18 protein-coding genes and 2 tRNA genes are annotated in these 17302 nt (G+C 70.1%); 6 read left to right on the top strand and 14 right to left on the bottom strand.

The features are described 5' to 3' along the window. Nucleotides 1-17: 17 nt before the first annotated feature. Nucleotides 18-776 carry a MerR family transcriptional regulator gene (locus tag HNR73_RS19230; RefSeq protein ID WP_184788906.1) on the bottom strand — a complete coding sequence of 253 codons (759 nt, stop codon included), beginning with the start codon at nt 774-776 and terminating at the stop codon, nt 18-20. 22 nt (nt 777-798) lie between these two features. Next, nucleotides 799-2211 carry a serine hydrolase domain-containing protein gene (locus HNR73_RS19225; RefSeq protein WP_239122136.1) on the bottom strand — a complete coding sequence of 471 codons (1413 nt, stop codon included), beginning with the start codon at nt 2209-2211 and terminating at the stop codon, nt 799-801. Nucleotides 2212-2278: 67 nt separating this feature from the next. Between HNR73_RS19225 and HNR73_RS19220 the strand changes: the two genes are divergently transcribed. Then, nucleotides 2279-2746: an SRPBCC family protein gene (locus HNR73_RS19220; RefSeq protein ID WP_184788904.1), complete on the top strand. Its 468-nt coding sequence runs from the start codon at nt 2279-2281 to the stop codon at nt 2744-2746. A gap of 134 nt (nt 2747-2880) precedes the next feature. Here the strand turns inward: HNR73_RS19220 and HNR73_RS19215 are convergent, their stop codons facing one another. The 10 genes from HNR73_RS19215 to HNR73_RS19170 all read right to left on the bottom strand — a co-directional run bounded on the left by HNR73_RS19215 (nt 2881) and on the right by HNR73_RS19170 (nt 10048). After that, on the bottom strand, nt 2881-3138 hold the full coding sequence (locus tag HNR73_RS19215) for a hypothetical protein (protein WP_184788903.1): 258 nt from the start codon (nt 3136-3138) through the stop codon (nt 2881-2883). 22 nt (nt 3139-3160) lie between these two features. Next, the gene (locus HNR73_RS19210) at nt 3161-3799 is read right to left on the bottom strand and encodes an EndoU domain-containing protein (protein WP_184788902.1); all 639 of its coding nucleotides are present in this window, start codon (nt 3797-3799) and stop codon (nt 3161-3163) included. Between the two features lie 9 nt (nt 3800-3808). Next, nucleotides 3809-4531, bottom strand: coding sequence for a WXG100 family type VII secretion target (locus HNR73_RS19205; protein WP_203686240.1), 723 nt, complete (start codon nt 4529-4531; stop codon nt 3809-3811). A gap of 16 nt (nt 4532-4547) precedes the next feature. Beyond that, on the bottom strand, nt 4548-4853 hold the full coding sequence (locus HNR73_RS19200) for a hypothetical protein (protein ID WP_184788901.1): 306 nt from the start codon (nt 4851-4853) through the stop codon (nt 4548-4550). Continuing rightward, a complete protein-coding gene (locus tag HNR73_RS19195; RefSeq protein ID WP_184788900.1) occupies nt 4850-5260 on the bottom strand; it encodes a YbaB/EbfC family nucleoid-associated protein in 411 nt (136 codons plus the stop codon). The genes HNR73_RS19200 and HNR73_RS19195 overlap by 4 nt, the downstream gene beginning before the upstream one ends. 560 nt (nt 5261-5820) lie before the next feature. After that, nucleotides 5821-5894 (bottom strand) — tRNA-Asp (locus HNR73_RS19190). Nucleotides 5895-5930: 36 nt separating this feature from the next. After that, a tRNA-Glu gene (locus HNR73_RS19185) sits at nt 5931-6003 on the bottom strand. A 148-nt stretch (nt 6004-6151) separates the two neighbouring features. Then, nucleotides 6152-7015 (bottom strand): polysaccharide deacetylase family protein, encoded by an 864-nt coding sequence (locus HNR73_RS19180; protein WP_239122135.1) that lies wholly within the window; start codon nt 7013-7015, stop codon nt 6152-6154. Between the two features lie 120 nt (nt 7016-7135). Beyond that, nucleotides 7136-9037, bottom strand: a complete 1902-nt coding sequence (locus HNR73_RS19175) for a DUF2264 domain-containing protein (RefSeq protein ID WP_184788899.1) — start codon at nt 9035-9037, stop codon at nt 7136-7138. Nucleotides 9038-9043: 6 nt separating this feature from the next. Next, the gene (locus HNR73_RS19170) at nt 9044-10048 is read right to left on the bottom strand and encodes a hydroxyacid dehydrogenase (protein ID WP_203686238.1); all 1005 of its coding nucleotides are present in this window, start codon (nt 10046-10048) and stop codon (nt 9044-9046) included. 244 nt (nt 10049-10292) lie between these two features. Between HNR73_RS19170 and HNR73_RS19165 the strand changes: the two genes are divergently transcribed. From HNR73_RS19165 to HNR73_RS19150, 4 genes are read left to right on the top strand one after another with little or no spacing between them, the layout of a single operon-like run. Then, nucleotides 10293-11297 (top strand): ABC transporter permease, encoded by a 1005-nt coding sequence (locus HNR73_RS19165; protein WP_239122134.1) that lies wholly within the window; start codon nt 10293-10295, stop codon nt 11295-11297. Further along, the gene (locus HNR73_RS19160) at nt 11297-12190 is read left to right on the top strand and encodes a carbohydrate ABC transporter permease (RefSeq protein WP_239122133.1); all 894 of its coding nucleotides are present in this window, start codon (nt 11297-11299) and stop codon (nt 12188-12190) included. Before HNR73_RS19165 ends, HNR73_RS19160 begins: the two co-directional genes overlap by 1 nt. Nucleotides 12191-12234: 44 nt before the next feature. Continuing rightward, nucleotides 12235-13863: a type 2 periplasmic-binding domain-containing protein gene (locus HNR73_RS19155; RefSeq protein WP_184788898.1), complete on the top strand. Its 1629-nt coding sequence runs from the start codon at nt 12235-12237 to the stop codon at nt 13861-13863. A 17-nt stretch (nt 13864-13880) separates the two neighbouring features. Next, complete coding sequence (locus tag HNR73_RS19150; RefSeq protein ID WP_184788897.1) at nt 13881-14921, top strand: LacI family DNA-binding transcriptional regulator; 1041 nt, start codon at nt 13881-13883, stop codon at nt 14919-14921. Between the two features lie 23 nt (nt 14922-14944). Here the strand turns inward: HNR73_RS19150 and HNR73_RS19145 are convergent, their stop codons facing one another. Further along, nucleotides 14945-15529: a dihydrofolate reductase family protein gene (locus HNR73_RS19145; protein WP_184788896.1), complete on the bottom strand. Its 585-nt coding sequence runs from the start codon at nt 15527-15529 to the stop codon at nt 14945-14947. Nucleotides 15530-15665: 136 nt separating this feature from the next. Here HNR73_RS19145 and HNR73_RS19140 point away from each other — a divergent pair, with 136 nt between their 5' ends. Then, on the top strand, nt 15666-16853 hold the full coding sequence (locus HNR73_RS19140; protein ID WP_184788895.1) for a hypothetical protein: 1188 nt from the start codon (nt 15666-15668) through the stop codon (nt 16851-16853). 1 nt (nt 16854) lies between these two features. Here the strand turns inward: HNR73_RS19140 and HNR73_RS19135 are convergent, their stop codons facing one another. After that, a complete protein-coding gene (locus HNR73_RS19135) occupies nt 16855-17301 on the bottom strand; it encodes an N-acetyltransferase (RefSeq protein ID WP_184788894.1) in 447 nt (148 codons plus the stop codon). Between the last annotated feature and the right edge of the window lies 1 nt (nt 17302).

Below are 17302 nucleotides of genomic sequence, written 5' to 3'. Positions count from 1 at the left end.
AAACGAACGGGCCCCCCTCACGTGAGGGGGGCCCGTTCGTTGTCCGCTAACCGTTCCGGCCCGCTCATCAAGCGCGCCAGCCGGTCCCATGCGGGCGACGAACCTCCCGGCAGCGACACCTCGGCCAGGCGCGCGATACCCGGATCCCGAACGGGCGGGCTCTCCGGCGCGGCCTCCCGGCCGGCGTGCCAGGCGCGCAGCCGCGCGGCGAGTCCCGGCAGCCGGGGGTCGTCGGCCGGCCAGTCGAAGGCCGCGTCGAAGTCGACGCACAGCGCCCGGAACTCCGGATCGCCCATGAGCTCGCGCTTCTCGGCGAGCCAGGCCTCCGCCTCGGCGGGCGCGGCGGTCCGCATGAGGATCCAGCCGTCGCGTTCCAGGCGGATGTGGCGTTCGCTCATACCGAGTTCGCGCAGCTCGTCGAGATGGTCGGCGACGCCGGGCGACACGAACAGCCGGTCCCCGCCGCGCAGCTGGGCGAGCCGCTCGCGCGTCCGCCGCAGCTTCGCGACCCGGTCGGCGATGTCGCGGTCGATCTCGGCGATGGCCGTCGCGAGCACGTCCGGTTCGGCATCGAGGAGACCCCGGACGCGGGCGAGCGGCACACCCGCGTCGGCGAGGGTCCTGATCTTGACGAGTTCGACGGCGTCGCCGGCGGTGTAACGCCGGTAACCCGAGGCGTCGCGTTCGGGCTCGGCGAGCAGGCCGCGTTCGTGGTAGTGCCGGACGGCCTTGGTGGTCACCCCGGCGTAGTCGGCGAGCTGGCCGATCGTGAGCATGACGGCATCCTCCCACCGCTGCTCAGGACCGCCGCGTCAGGCGGCCGCCGCCGTTGCGGAAGCGCGCCCGGCCGTCGCGGACGTCGTGGTAGGAGACGAGCAGCAGCCGCAGGTACCCGTCGAAGGCGTCGAGGGGGTATCCGGCGGGCGCGAAGAGGCCGGGCCGGATCGGGACGTAGCGCTGGGGCGGTGCGGCGGTCGCGCCTCCGGCGAAGGCGGTGAAGATGCGTTCCTGGGAGGCGTCGGCGGGTTCGTAGGTGACGGTCTCCTCCAGCTGACCGTCGATGACGGCGACGTCGATGCGGAGCTGGTCGGAGCGGTAGATGCCCGCGTAGGGGGCGAGGTCGACGTCGTCCTCCACCTCGGTGAGCAGCGGCGGGATCTCGACGCCGAGGTGCTCGCGCAGGAGCCACGTCAGCAGCTGATCCTGGAGCAGCATCGCCGACGGCGTGTTGCCGAAGGCGGCGAAGACGAGGCCGTGTTCGGGGACGACGCACAGGATCGACACGCCGCCGGGCGAGGCGCCGGACATGGCGTGGACGGTGGTGTCGCCGTAGGGGTAGATGACCCAGCCCATGCCGAGCGGTGGGACGTTCGGCGACTCCATGTCGAAGGCGACGGTCCGCATGAGCGCGGTCGACTCCGCCGACAGGACGCGCGTGCCGTCCGGCGACACGCCTCCGTCGAGGTGGGTGCGGCCGAAGGCGAGCAGGTCGGGGACGGTGCCGATCGGCGTGCCGCCCGCCGGGCCCCACGTGGCGGGGAGGGTGAACATGCCCGTCGGCCGGGCCTCCGTCGTCTCGGGGTCGATGAAGTGGCCGACGGCCGTGCTGCGCAGGATCGCCTCCTCCGCCGAGGACGAGGAGCCGGTCATGCCCGCCGGGCCGTAGACGTCGCGGGCGAGCAGCTCGGGGAAGGACACACCGGTCACGACTTCGAGGAGCCGGCCCGCGACGATCATGCCGCCGTTGGAGTAGCTCGCCTGCTCCCCGGGCGCGAAGAGGACGCCGTGGCCCTCGGCGAGACCGGCGACGTACGCCTTGAGGGCGTCGCGGCCCCCGTCGCCGGGGAAGTACAGGTCGGCGTCGATGCCGTTGGTGTGCGAGATGAGGTGGCGGACGAGGATCCGCTCGGCCGTCCCGGGCACCGCGAGCGCGAACTCGGGAAGGTACGTCACGACGGGAGCGTCGAGGTCGAGGACGCCCCGCTCGACCTGCTGAAGGACGAGGGTCGTGGTCAGGACCTTGGTCACCGAGCCGTACAGGAATCCGGTGTCGGCCAGCATGGGCGCGCCCGTCGCGACGTTCGCGGTGCCGTGGGCGGCCACGACCTGTTCACCGTCGTGGAAGACGCCCGCGACGAAGCCGGGGACGGCGTTGGACTCGCAGTAGGTGGCGATCTGGCCGAGGAGGGAGGCGCGCATCGTGTCGGTCATGCCGATCATCGTGGAACCTTGCCCCAGGGGGAAGGTCAAGCGCTTCTTTCGGGCCTAGGATCGGGGCATGGGCAGGACCGACGAAGCCGCACGTCACATCGCCGCGTCGCCGGCCGAGGTCTATGCCGCCCTCCTCGGCCGCGAGGCCCTGGAGGCGTGGCTGCCGCCCGCCGGGATGCGCGGGCGGATCGAGCGCTGGAATCCACGTCCCGGCGGCGGTTTCCGGATGGTCCTGACCTACCTCGACGCCACCGGCGCGCCCGGCAAGTCCGGCGACGCGACGGACGTCGTCGACGTGGGCTTCGCCGCGCTGGTGCCGTCCGAGCTCGTCGTGCAGCGCGCGGTCTTCGAGTCCGGCGACCCGGCCTTCGCGGGGACCATGACGATGAGCTGGCGACTGTCGGCCGCCGACGGCGGCACGGACGTCACGGTCGTCGCCGAGGACGTGCCGCCGGGCATCGACCAGGCCGACCACGAGGAGGGGATCACGTCGTCGCTGGCGAACCTCGCCGAATGGGTGGAAGCGCGGGGGTGACGGGGCCGGGGAGAGTGCCCGTCCTCTCTCGCCGACCACACGAGGCCCACGGCGCGGAGCTGGGGCCACCTGGCGGGGCCGGCCGAGGCGGGCGGCGGCGGACCCCAGGTCCACCGCCTTCCACTCGTGCCCGGTCAGAGGCGGATCCGGATCTCGTTCAGGTAGTTCATCGGCTGCCCCAGGTACTCGTAGATCCGCCGCAGCGTCTCCTTCTGCGCCTCCGTGACCGGGACGTCCTCCTCGGACAGCGCGCCCACGAGCGTCGTGACCGCCTGGTCCCAGGCGCCCGCCGCGTCGTGCGTCGTGACCATCCCCCGGTACTTCGGGCTGATCGTCGGCGCGAGCTCCTCGGTCATCCGCATGCAGGCGCGGTAGTACTCGTTGCGGTCCATCTCGACTCCTCGTGGGGGAACGCTAGTTACGCGGCGGCATGGGGTTTCTGGTGACACCGTCGCTGCCGTCGGTGTAGACCGGGTGGCCGCCGGAGATGCTGCCGTCCTTGTCGAGGGTAACGACGCAGGTGATGCCCTCCGGCGTCCTGCCGGTGACCTCCCACCCGTCGTTGTTCGGTCGCGCCACCGGTTTGCTGCCCGGATTCGCGGCGATGTCCCTGAACCACCGGTCGACCTGTTCCCTGGTGGTGCCGGGCGGGAACAGCGTCTTCCCCGGCTCGGTCGACGACGGCTTGTGGTCGCCGTTGCCTCGGCCGTCGCCGTCCCAGATCTTGTCCATCGCCCCGTCCCCCATCTCTCCGAAGCGCGTCATGTCGTGACGCGCGTCGTCGAAATCGGGGTCGTCCCAGTGGTTCTTCGGCTGCTCCGGCGTGGTCTCCGAGGTGTCGCCGGGGTCCCCCGGCCTGCCCTCCTGCGCGCGTTTCACGCCGTGCTGCTGCGCCGGGCCGACGCGCTTGGGCATCATGGCCGGGTTGAACTTCGGGCGGTTCGGGGGGTCCCCGCCGCCACCGGGCGGATTGTGCTTGTTGTAGAGGCCCGTCAGCGAGAGGAAGACCACCATGGTGACGGCGGTCCGCAGAACCGTCTTGAGCATTCGCATCGGGGCCGCCTAGACGTCGAGGAGTGCGCGAAGGGACTGGATGCTGGTGACGAGACCCATGAGCCAGCCGAAGATCCGGCCGACCCACTTCACGACGGCCACGGCCATCTGGGCCGCGACGAGCGGTGTCGCCACCCCGACCGTGAAGGCCACCTCGGCCAGCCACACCACGACTTTGGCGACACAGTCGGCGATGAAGCCGCGGACGAACTCGCGGACCATCGTCACGAGCGTCCCGGCGCCGCGCGTCGCCGAGCCCATGCCCGCGGCCGTGCCGCCGAAGATGCCCGCGACGTCGATGTTGATGGCCAGCTTCGCGCGGTAGGCGTCGGCGGCCGCGCCCTGCCAGCTCTCCAGATCGCCTTCCAGGCGGGCTTTCAAGTCCTCGCCGATCGAGAAGAGCTCCGTGGCCATGTTGTCCCAGGTCATGGCGTGCGTCTCGATGATCTCGGGATCGCCGGCGAGCCAATCGAGGGCGTCCCGCAAGGGCTGGATCTGCTCGATGGCCCACTCGATGCCCATCGACAGGAGCGTGCTGAACGGGTCGATCGCGATGGACGCGACGTTGAGCGCCGCGCCGAGACCGGCGACCGAGCCGTCGATCCAGCTGCCGGACTCGATGGCGTCGCTGATGCCCTTGTAGTCGTCGGCGAGGGGCAGGCCCGTCCAGCCGTCGCGGTGAGCGGGATTGTCCGAGGTGATGTCGCCGGTGGTCGCGATGAGGTCGGTCATCTTCGGGCTCCGATGCTCAGGCCTGGAAGGCGTCGAAGCCGCCGGTCGCGGACTCCTCGGTCCGCTCGTAGGCGTCGGCGTTCCGCTTGATCCCCGCGGCGAGGAGTTCGATGTTCTCGGCCAGCATCCCGACGCCCTCGTCCTGGGCCTCATGGCGGCCTTCGAGCACCGGCGGGAGGAACTGGCAGAGCTGGCCGTAGGCGTCGTCGGCCTGGAAGATGGAGGCGCTGGCCGTCTTGATGGCGGAGAAGCGCTCGTGGATGGCCGCCAGCGCGGCGGCGTGCGCGCGCAGGGCCGCTACGTCGACGTGGAAGCCGGTCATCGCCACTCCCGGCCGTGGTCGGCGGGGTCGTCGGGCTCGGTGTCGCGGGGCTGGAACCCGGCGAGGAGAGCGCGCCCGGTCGCCGAGTTCTCGCCGATCGTCTCCCGCACGACCTCCGCGGCGGCCTCGGCGAGTTTCACCCGCGCGTCCCGGTGGGCGGCCAGGATCGCCTGCCGCGTCTGTTCGGGGCTCTGCCGCTGGACCTGCGGTGCGAGCTGAACGTCCACAAGAGACCCCGACGAGTCGATGGTTATCTCGACGATGCGGTAGTCGTCCGATCCCTTGATGCGTAAAGCCTGCAGGCCCTCACCTGCGGCCTGCGTCGCGGCGGCCCGCCGTTCGGCGTCGGCCTTCCAGGCTTCGAGGCGTTCTCTGGCGCCCTCGACGTCCATGAGCGGATTGTCCATCACGACTCCGTTTCCGGCCGGCGGCAAGGGATGGCGTAGCGCCAGACAGAGTAATGACGTGACGCCATATGCGGCGGGACCAACGAATGCGGTACCTCAGGGATTGCGAGGGATGTCGGGGGGACGATCGCCACGGCGCGGGTGAGATTCAGGTCACACCCGACCGGCGGTCACCGCGGACGTCCTCCCTCTTTGGTCCGCCGGACCAGGAGCGCCACCCGAGGTCGTGCACCACCACGCCGGTGGGGCCGAGGCCGGTGAGCCGGTCGCCGAGCGTGAAAACAGCGCCCGGAGGCGGAAGGAAGGCCTCCGGGCGCTGCCCCTGATGGCGATGTTCCCCGTACGTCTCGACAACGCGCGGGTCCCCCCACTTCTTGAGCCGAGAACACACCCGGCAGGTGTCTCCTCTGACCGCCGGATCCGGAGTACCCGTGGGCGTCGCCTGCCGAAACTCGGCCGTTCGGTGGAACTCCGATCGGCGGGGGAAGCCGGGGACGGCCGCGGTGGCCGGCGGTCGACCGACACGAAAAACCCCCTCCGAAGAGGGGGTTTTCCCAACGCGGTCCCGACGGGACTTGAACCCGCGACCTCCGCCTTGACAGGGCGGCGAGCACTCCAACTGCTCCACGGGACCTCGTGTGCGGTTACATCGTAACCTCGACCGAAGTCGTGCCCCCAACGGGATTCGAACCCGTGCTACCGCCTTGAAAGGGCGGCGTCCTAGGCCACTAGACGATGAGGGCGCCTCGCCATCCTGACACAGTCGCTGACCGGAGTCAGCTCAGTATCCGTGACGAACTGCCTCCACCCGGTCCTGCCGGAGGCTTGGAAAGCATACGTGAGCGGGCTCCACGCGCGAAATCCGGGGGGTCGACCTTACGAATCCGCAGGTCAATGCCGCAGTGCGATGAGTTTGAAGCGGTCTTGGAGGTTCGGCAGGATCTTGTCGAGGGCCTCCATGGTCCTCGACCGGTCGCCGCCTCCGTCGTGCATGAGCACGATCGAGCCCCTCTCGGTGCCGTCGATCACGCGGGAGGCGATCTTCTTCGCCGACGGCTTCTCCCAGTCGGCCGGGTCGACCGTCCAGTTCAGCGACTTCATCCCGAGCTCGTCGGCGATGTCGATGGCGCGGTTCGTCCAGGCGCCGCCGGGGTGGCGGAAGTAGGCGATGTCGGCGCCGGGCGCGCCCCGGTGGATGGCGTCGTTGGTCCGCTGCATGTCGGCGCGGATCTCCTCGGCGCCGCGCTTCCCCAGCTTCAGGTCGTGATTCCAGCTGTGGTTGCACAGGGTGTGCCCGTCGCGGACGATGTCGGCGACGAGGTCGGGGTGCGCGTCGGCGTTCTTGCCGATGAGGCAGAAGGTCGCCTTGATGCCGCGCTCGCGCAGCTTGCCGAGGACCTGCGGTGTCCACGTCGGATCCGGGCCGTCGTCGAAGGTGAGCGCGACGCTCTTCCCGCCGGTGGTGTACATGACCCGGTCGTAGGGGTTCTTCGGTTTCGGCGGCTTGTTCTCGCCGTCGCCCTTGGTCTTCGACGGACTCGGCGTCGGTGACGGCGGCGGCGTGGTCGGCGGGGGCGTCGGCGTCTCGGAGGGCTGGCCGGTGTTGGGGTTCGGCGACTCGCCGCCCGGGCCGGCCGCGCCCGCCTGGCTGCCCGCCTTCAGGGCGGGATCCTCCAGGGCGAACTTGATGCCCACGGCCAGCAGCACCGCCACGGCGGCGACCGCGGCCCACACCAGCTTCGTCTTCCTCGTCACCCTCACAATTCGCCCCTCCAGAATGGATCCCGGTCACCGTACCGGGCGGGCGCAATCACAGAGGGCATCCGCGCCGCTCAATGTAAGGCATGCCATTGAGCGGCGCGGACACCAGTGTGGTCAGTCGACGAAGTCCGACAAGTCCACAATGACCGACTCGCCCCCGTGCCAGTCGACCCGGACGGTGGTGTCTCCTACAGAGACGCTCGCGGCGGCCTGCCAGGTTTCCACCGAAAGGGCGGGATCCTCGGTACGGCCGAGGAAGTGGAGCGCGACATGGACGCTGCGGCCACCGTCCGAGGCCCCGAACAGGGCCGGCGTCGAGTGGTGCTCGCCGAGGATGCTGCCGCCTTCGTGGGCGACGGTCTCGGCCCGCTCGTAGCCGTGCAGGCCGAGCACGGCGGCGGTGAGGCCGTCGGCGCGACGGGCCCAGGCGGCTCCACTGTCGACGCCCCGGGCGACCGGCGTGTCGTCGGCGACGGCGTGCGCGCCTTCGCGTACGGCGGTCGGCCGGTCGGCGTCGAGGAGGTGGCAGCGGACCTCATAGGCGCCGTTGACCACCGAGACCGTCCGCAGCTCGGCGCCTTCCCTTGGCGCGCAGCGGGATCCGGCGACGTTCCCGCGCACGCGGTGGGCCAGGATCGGCCCGCGGCGGGAGGGTTCGCCGTCGAGGAGCACGAAGGCGCCGTCGACGTTGTCGGCGAAGGCGGCGTCCATCCCGGGCGCGGTGTGGGTGCTGTAGGCGAACTTCACGTACAGCGGGTCCTCATCGGGCGTCCCACCGGTGTGGTGGTCGCTGCCGTGGTTGACCAGCCGCACGATGCCGTCGCCGGAGGTCGAGTGCGCGAGCCATCCGTTGCCGTCCAGGCCGATCAGGTGATCGCCGGTCTCCGACGGCTGCGGCTCCTCGACGTCCGTCCACACGGGATGGTCGGCGGGCAGCGCGAGTCCCATGAAGCCCATGCCGGCGAAGTACGGCGAGCCCGGACCCGAGTAGTACTGGGTGACCGGCAGGTACTGACCGCCGCGCCAGCCGAGGGAGAGCGGCCCTTCGGCGCCGACACCGTTGTCCACGAAGTACTTCAGCGTTCCCGACGCCAGCCGCCGCGTGGCGCCCGGCGACAGCGTGCCCAGCCCGGTCAGCGCGCCCAGCCACACCGGCGCCAGCGTCGCCGTGCGGTAGGTCAGCGAGCGGCCCTGCATGAGCGGGGATCCGTTGGCACCGAACAGATGCGGGAAGCTCTCCAGGTAGCGGCCGAGCCTGCCCTCCCACAGCCACTTCGCGTCGGCGTCGCGCTTCTCGCCGACCATGTCGTACCAGGCCCACAGGAACGGGTGGATCACCCAGGCGTTGTAGTAGTCGATGTTGCGGCGGACGCCGTCGGTGTACCAGCCTTCGCCCAGGTACCAGGATTCGACGCGGCGGACGTCGGCGGTGCTGTCGAAGACCGAGGTGTCGATCCCCTTCGAGGCGAGGAAGGCCTCGATCACGGCGGTGAACAGCAGCCAGTTGTTGCTCCACGCCTGCTTGGAGGCGTGGTGGGCCAGCCACTCGGCGACCTGTTCCTTGCCGGCCTGGTCGAGGCGCCCCCAGACGTGGTCGCCCGACAGGTGCAGCGCCCAGGCGATGTTGGCGGCCTCGACGATCGGCTGCGTCTTGCCGGTCAGCGGCGGCACGCAGTCGACGCCCCACAGCCATTCCTCCGGCCCGCCCCTGGTCGTGCCCGCGACCAGCCCGGCGGCGTACTTGTCGGCCAGGCCCAGCGGGTCCTTCCCGTCGGCGCCGGCGATGCGCGGCGCGGCGATCAGGAAGGTGCGCGCGAAACCCTCCAGGGCGTCCGACTCCGGCCCGCTCCAGGCGTGCCGGCCGGGGATCTCGAAGAGCGCGTTGTTCGGCGAGGCGTGGGCCAAGGCGGTCGACAGCCAGTGGTCGGCGACGGCCTCCCAATGCGCGCGGGTGTAGCCCGTGTGCGGGGAGAGCGTGTGGTCGAGGTCAGGTATGGAAAGCGCTTTCAAGCTCATGGCCGGTCAGGCTAGCCGGGGAAGTTCGGCCACGTCAACGGCACCGAGCATGGATTCGCCGCGCAGGAAGCGCTCCAGATCGGCGACCGCGTACTCGCCGAGCAGCGCGATCTCGGTGCCCTGCGCACCGGCCAGGTGCGGGGTCACGAAGACGTTCGGGAGGGCGAGCAACGGGTGATCGCCGTCGATGGGTTCGGGGTCGGTGACGTCGAGGACGGCGTCGAGCCGCCCGCTCGCGCATTCCCGGACGAGCGCGTCGGTGTCCACAAGGGACCCACGGGCGGTGTTGATCAGGATGCCGCCGTCGGGCATGAGCGCCAGGCGGCGGGCGTCCATCAGGTGGTGGGTCTCGGGCAGCTGGGGCGCGTGCAGGCTCACGACGTCCGATGTGGACACCAGCGTGTCCAGGTCGGCGAGTTCGACACCGAGCCCGGCGGCCCCGGCCTCGTCCAGATAGGGGTCGCTGACCAGGATCCGGACGTCGAAGTCACGCAGCCGCTCGATCACCAGGCGGCCGATCCGCGAGGCGCCGACGAGCCCGACGGTGCGCCGGACGATCCCGCTGGGCTGCCTGCGGTCCGGTCCGGGCCAGCCCATCGTCGACAGCTGGGCCGAGAGGGTGAAGGCCCGCTTGAGCGCCAGCAGGATCATCGCCCGCGTGTACTCGGCAACGGGCGTGGCGTTGGCGTCGGCGGCCGAGGAGACCGCGATCCCGCGCCGCCAGACCTCCTCGGTCACGTGGTGCTTGACCGAGCCGGCGGCATGGACGACGACGCGCAGTTTCGGCATCGCGTCGAGCGCGGCGGCGTCGAGCGGCGGGCAGCCCCAGCCGGTCACGAGGAACTCGGCGCGGCCCAGCACGTCGCGCGCGGCCGGGTCGGCGAAGTCGCCGACCAGCAGCGCGGGCTCCACATCGGCGAAGCCGCGCAGCCGGTCCAGGACCTCGTCGGTCAGTGCGCTGGCCCGCGCGTATGGCGCCATGGCGAGCGCTCCGTACGGCCGTTGACTCACGTGCCCTCCTCGGGGTCACCCTGTTGCGTCCCGGTTCATCATCGCGCGTAGAAACCGGTTTCTCAACTTCAGCACCCTAGGGCCGAGTTTTCCGAAGGTCAACAGTCACTGCGCCGCTACTTCGGTTGTCCACCTGCGGTGTTATGGACTTGAAACATTAACAGGGCTTGTCCTAGGTCACAGAAACCGTCTATCTTCAGCTCCACCCGCGGCCGCAGCCGCCCGATGAGCGAGGAGGTCACCGTTGACCGTCACCGCAGCGTCAACCGGCGGTACCCCCGCACCCGACGCCGCTCCCGGCGACCCGCCCGTCCCGGAGCCGCGCGCGCCGAAGGTCAAGCCGAAGCGGACGCGGGCGCAGCGCCTCAGGCGGGACCTGTTCCTGGTCGGGCTGATGCTCCCGGGCGTGATCTACTTCGTGGTCTTCCACTACGGCGCGCTGTTCGGGAACCTGATCGCCTTCAAGGACTACGTGACCTTCATCGGCGTGTGGGACAGCGCCTGGGTCGGGATCGACAACTTCACGGTGCTGCTCGGCGACCCGGACTTCTGGAACGCCGCGGGCAACACCGTCGTCATCGCCCTGCTCCAGCTGGTGTTCTTCTTCCCGGCGCCGCTGGCCCTGGCCCTGCTGCTGAACAGCCTGGTCGGCGACAAGATCCGCCGCTTCGTGCAGAGCGTGGTCTACCTGCCGCACTTCATCTCCTGGGTGATCGTGGTGGCGCTGTTCAACCAGGTGCTCGGCGACGTCGGCGTCCTCAACGGGATCCTCGACGACAACGGCCTGTCCACGATCGACATCATCGGCAACCCCGACGCCTTCAAGCCCCTCGTCGTCGTCCAGGTGATCTGGAAGGAGGCGGGCTGGGGCACGATCATCTTCCTGGCCGCACTGGCCAATGTGGACGAGCAGCTCTACGAGGCGAGCGCCATCGACGGCGCCGGCTGGTGGCGGCGCCTGTGGCACGTCACGCTTCCGGCGATCCGGCCGGTCATCGTGCTGCTGCTGATCCTGCGGCTCGGCGACATCCTCACGGTCGGCTTCGAGCAGTTCTTCCTGCAGCGCGACGCCGTCGGCCCGGAGGTCGGCGAGGTCCTCGACACCTTCATCTACTGGAGCGGGATCCAGGACGGCCACTTCGGCGTCGCGGCCGCGGCCGGGCTGATGAAGGGCGTCCTCGGTGTGGCCCTGGTCTACACCGCCAACAAGATCTCGCACCGGCTCGGTGAGCAGGGGGTGTACAGGTAATGGCGTCCAAAGTGACCCGTCCACTGTGGATGGGGCTGCCGAAGTGGTACACCCGCCTGGCGAAGGCGATCGCGCTGACGATCGTGGTGTCGATCGTGGTCTTCCCGTTCTGGACGATCGTGGCGACCTCGATCGCCTCGCCGAACGAGGTCATCGAGAACGGCGGCTGGGTGATCTGGCCGTCCGCTGTGGACCTGACGGCCTACACCAGCATCTTCAAGGGCGAGGTCATCACGCGGGCGCTGCTGATCAGCGGCGGTGTGACGGTCCTCGGTACCGCGACGAGCCTGGTCGCCACGATCGCGCTGGCCTACGCCCTGGCGCGGCCGGGCGTCTTCGGTGGCAAGCCGGTGCTGCTGCTGGTGCTGTTCACCTTCCTGTTCCCGCCGGCGATGATCCCGTCGTTCCTGGTCGTCAAGGAGCTGGGCCTGCTCAACTCCTTCCCCGCGCTGGTGCTGCCCGTCCTGATCAACGTGTTCAACCTGGTCATCATGCGCGGCTTCTTCCAGGGCGTGCCCACGGAGCTGATCGAGGCCGCGCGCCTCGACGGCGCCGGCGAGTTCCGGATCCTGACCCGGGTCGTGCTGCCGCTGTCGAAGTCGATCGTGGCGGTCGTCGGGTTGTTCTACGCGGTGTCCTACTGGAACGCGTTCTTCAACGCCGTCATCTACATGGACGCGCACAACTATCCGGTGCAGGCCGTGCTGCGCCAGTACGTCACGCAGGGCGCCGCGCTGTCGGACCTCGGCAACGCCGAAGCGTCGATCCTCAACTCCCCCCAGTCGGTGAAGATGGCCGTCGTCGTCATCGCCACGCTGCCGATCATGCTCATCTACCCCTTCGTGCAGCGCTTCTTCGTCAAGGGCGTCCTGACCGGCGCCATCAAGTCCTGACACACCCCCGCCCCTTTTCCACTGCTGTGAAAGGAACTCCCACCATGGCTCTCAACCGCCGTGACACCCTGCGGCTGTTCGGCGCCGGCGCCGTGGCCATCACCGGCGCTCCGGCGCTGATCGGCTGCTCGTCCGACGGCAACTCCGGCGACGTCGGCAACGAAGGCAAGGAACTGGCGCCGTACCCGGCGTACGTGCCGCTGGTCGGGCCGACGCCCGACCTGCCCGGTGACGACAAGGGCGTCCAGAACGCCTACCTGAACTACCCGACGGAGATCAAGCCCGCCGGTTTCGACACCCCCGGCGACGGTTCGGCCGTCACCGCGAGCGTCATCACCTACGGCGTCCCGCCGACCGCGCTGGAGCAGAACAAGTTCCGCCAGGCGATCAACGCCGCCCTCGGCATCCAGCTGGACCTCCAGGTCATCCCCGCGGCCAACTTCAAGGAGAAGATGGCCACGATGATGGCGGGCAACGAGCTGCCCGACATCATGATGTTCGGCGCCGGTGAGGTCCTCCCGCGCGAGGAGCAGTTCATCGCCTCGGCCTGCGCCGACATCTCCGAGCACATCAGCGGCGACGCGGTCAAGACCTACCCGGGCCTGGCCAACATCCCCGCCTACGCCTGGCAGGGCCTCGGCCGCATCGGCGGCCGCCTGTACGGCATCCCGATCGAGCGCCCGATCTTCGGCGGTTCGCTGATGCTCAACCGCACGCTGGTCGAGAAGGCCGGCGCGAAGCCCGACTGGGACAAGGACGGCTTCCTCGCGGCGATGAAGGGCGTGACCGGCGGCAAGCGTTACGGTCTCGGCATCGCGATGGCCCCGAGCATCGACTACTACGCCGGCGGGCTCGGCGCGCCGAACGTGTGGGACGTCGGCGCCGACGGCAAGTTCGCCACGGCCTTCGGCACGCAGCAGTACAAGGACACGCTGGTGATGCTCCAGCAGATGTTCAAGGACGGCTCGGTCTACCCCGACGGCGCCTCCACGTCGGGCACCGACATGAAGACGGTCTTCAACAACCAGACCGTCGCGGCCTACCGCGACGGCTGGGGCGGCTACTCCACGCAGGTCCTGGCGATCGCCAAGGACAAGTGGACCCTCGACTTCGGCCTGCCCTTCGCGGGCGGCAACTCGTGGGGCGGCACCGGCCGCTTCGGCTACACCGTCTTCAAGAAGGCCGACCCGGCGCGCGTCAAGATGCTGCTGGCGGTCACGAACTTCCTGGCCGCGCCGTTCGGCACCAAGGAGTTCGAGCTGTTCAACTACGGCGTCGAGGGCACGCACTTCACCCGCGACGACAAGGGCACGCCCGTCCCGACCGACCTGTGGACCAACACCGAGAACTCCACCAACTTCCCGGTGAAGTACCTCGGCTCGGCGCCGCTGGTCCTGCACTACTCGGGCTTCCCCGACGCCACCGAGCGCGTCTACGAGTGGGAGAAGAAGGTCGCGCCGATCACGATCCCCGACCCCTCGAACGGCATCCGCTCGCAGGCGTGGACGGAGAACGGCGCGGCGCTGCAGAAGTCGCTGACCGACGCGTGGATGGGCATCATCTTCCGCGGTGAGGACATCTCCACCTACGACGCCGTGCTGACGAAGTGGCACAACGACGGCGGGCAGAAGGCCGCCGAAGAGTTCGCCGCCGAGTACGCCGCGTCGAAATAGCGCCTTAACCTCTAACCATGGCCCGATCCACCATCAGGGACGTCGCCGCGCACGCCGGCGTCTCGGTAGCCACAGTGTCCCGGGTGCTGGGCGGCAACTATCCCGTCGCCGCCCGCACCCGGACCAAGGTCCTGCGCGCCATCGAGGAACTCGACTTCGTCGCCAACGCGCACGCGCGGGCGCTGTCGGGGAGTTCCTCGAAGCTCGTGGCGATCGTGACGAGCTCGATGAACGCGCCCTTCTACGCCGACATCGCCAGCGGCGTGGAGAGCTACGTCAGCGTCGAGGGCCGCCTGTGCATGTACGTGTCGACCGACGGCGACGTGGGGCGCGAGCTGGACGTCCTCGGCCTGATGCGCGAGCAGCGGGCCGAGGCGGTGATCCTGGTCGGTGGTGTGGCGATGACGCCGGAGTACCACGACCGGATGGCGCGGTTCGCGCACGGACTCGCCTCCGTCGGCGGGCGGCTCGTCCTTTGTGGACGTCCGTCGATCGGGCCGGACGTCCCGGCCGTGGTGGTGGAGTACGAGAACGAGGGCGGCGCGCACGCCGGGACGAGCCACCTGATCGCGCGCGGGCACCGCCGGATCATCCTGCTGGGCGGCATTCCCGGGCAGACCACCGGCGACGGCCGCATCGCCGGGTACCGGCGGGCGATGGCCGACCACGGCATCCCCGTCGACGAGTCGCTGATGATGCCGGGACAGTTCGGGCGGCGCTTCGCCTACGACCGCGTCCGCGAACGCCTCGCCCGCGGCCCGGCCGACTTCACGGCGATCTTCGCCCTCGACGACATCCTCGCGGGGGCGGCGATGCACGCCGTGCGCGACGCGGGCCTGCGCGTACCGGAGGACGTGTCGGTGCTCGGGTACAACGACTCCGAGATCGCGCTGGACCTGTACCCGGCGCTCACGTCGGTGCACATCCCGGTGCAGGAGCTGGGCCGCACGGCCGCGCGCCTGGCGATCTCACAACGCCCCGGTGACGAACGCGCACGGGTGATGCTGGGGACGCACGTCGTGGTGCGCGACTCGGTGGTCGGGCCGCCGGGGCGGTAGGAATTCGCGGGCGCCGCCGCCCACTACCCGTGCAACCTGGGCCGGTACGTCAGCTCGTGCGTGCGCCCGTCCAGCACCCGGCTGCCGACCAGCTCCAGGTCGAAGTCGGCGGCACCACCGAACACGGGTTCGGTCCCGCTCCGCCCGGTGATCACCGGGAACAGACTCACCTGCACGAAGTCCACCAGCCCCGCCGCCATCAGCGCGCGGTTCAGCGACAGGCTCCCGTGCGAGCGCAACGGCACGTCCGACTCGGCCTTGAGCCGCGCGACGACGTCGGCGGCGTCACCGGCGACGACGGTCGCGTCCGGCCAGTCGAGCGGCGCCTTCAGCGTCGACGACACGACGTAGGCGGGCGTGTTCACCATCGCGGTGACCCACGGGTCGCGGACCTCGGCGTCATCACCGTCGGCGGCCGCGGCGAGCATGCCCGCGAACGCGCGGTAGGTGTCGGCGCCGAAGACCATCCGTTGCGGCCCGGCGTAGAGGTCGAGGCGGCGGGCGAGCAGTTCGGGACCCTGCTTGCCCCAGTAGCCGGTCCAGTCCCCGCCGGCGGTGCCGAAGCCGTCGAGGCTGGAGAAGACGTCGAAGGTGTAGGTCGCGGTCATGGCGTGCTCCCTGGTCGTGGTCGGTCTCTCACTTCTACTACGAACGGGCCCCCACCGATCCGACAACGACCACAACCGAATCGCCTCCCGCGACCGTCCTCTACATAGGACGTTCGCCGACGGAAGGTGATCCACCATGCCCTCGACCTCCAAGCGCCTCCTGACCCTCGCCTGCGCGCTCGCCGCGGCCACCGCCTTACCCGCCCCGGCGGCCGCGGCCGCCGAGATCCCGCGACCGCTCTCCTGGATCCAGACCGACACGCCGCCGTCCGAGACCCCCTACAGCTTCGGCTCCGTCGAGGCGATCGCCGACGACGACGTGTGGGCGGCCGGCGGTGGACGCGGCACGGCCCTTGCCGCGCACTGGGACGGGACCGCGTGGACGACGACACCGCTGCCCGCCGAACTCTGGTACATCGACGACATCCGCGCCCGCGCCACCGACGACGTCTGGGCGCTCGGCACGGGCCCCGGCGGCGGACACGTCATGCACTGGAACGGAACCGCCTGGGCGGACCTCCCCGTGCCGCTGCCCGATCCCGGCGAGTACGGCGAGGTCTACATGGCCGACCTGGAGCCGCTCGCAAACGGTGATGTCTGGGCCACCGGCCTGGTCAACCGCGAGATCAAGGACGAGCGCTACTCCTCGGGCTTCACCCTGCACCTGACCGGCGGTGCCTGGACCCTCGAAGAACTCCCGATCCCCGACGGCGCCACGGATGTCGAGTACACCGGCCTCGCCGTGACCCGGTCGGGGACGGTCTACACCACCGGCGTCAAGTACGTCCCGGAGCCGGGTACGGGCTGGTCGACCGCGGAGCCGTGGCTCCAGCGACGCGACGCTGCACAGTGGACGGACCTCGCGTTCCCCGCGCTGCCGGGCGATCTCGACCCGGGCCACGTCGGCGGCGTCGCCCTCGACAGGCGCGGCCGGGGCTTCTGGATCGCCGGCACGGCCTGGACCGACGACGGCACCCCGCGCCCCTACCTTCGCCACTACGACGGCCGGGGCACCTGGATCGACGCCGATCTCGAACTCGATGAGGGGCTCGGCTCGGATCTCGCGGTCTCCACCGCCGGTGACGTCCTCGTGGTCGCCAACCGGGATCCCTTCGGTGAGACCGGTGACGTACTGATCCACTTCAACGGCTTCTTCCCGATCCACTACGAGGCGCCCGAGAACAAGGATCTCGCGACCTACCTGACCGCCGACTACATCCCGCGCACCGACCGGCTGTGGCTGGTCGGCTCGACCCGCCAGCCGAGCGGCCGCGAGGGCACCGGACTCGCCGCCTGGTCGGAGGTTCCGGGACGAAGCTGGTGAGTCATCGCGCGTCGTAGTCGACGCCCTCCAGCGGCCAGCCTTCGAGCCACTCCGACACGACCCTCCACAGTGGGGCATCGAGCTCGGCGCGCGATTCCGTCACCCAGGAGCGGACCCGCGTGCCGGGCTCGCCGTCGCGCTGTGGATAGATGTAGAGGCAGCCGATCACGATGCGCGTCTCGTGGTCCAAGACGGTGTAGGTGAAGCCTTCGCGGGCGGCGAAGTCGTCGGCGTGGCCTTGCAGGTCCTCAAGGTTGCGGGCCGGGCTCATGCCCTCGGCGGGCGGCCAGAAGCCCTTGCCGAAGCCGGGCGTCGAACGGATGTGCTCGACGGAGGACGTCCACGCCCCGTGGTCGTCCTGGTTGTGCTGCGGCCCCAGGGGTTCGAGGTAGAACGGCGGCGAGTCGAGAACGAGCGGGACGTCGAAGTCTGCGGGTACCAGTGGCATT

Origin of the sequence: Phytomonospora endophytica, assembly GCF_014202425.1 — a bacterium.
Lineage (GTDB): Bacteria > Actinomycetota > Actinomycetes > Mycobacteriales > Micromonosporaceae > Phytomonospora > Phytomonospora endophytica.
The sequence above is the reverse complement of the archived record's forward strand: the minus strand, read 5'-3'. Positions and strand labels throughout refer to the sequence as shown.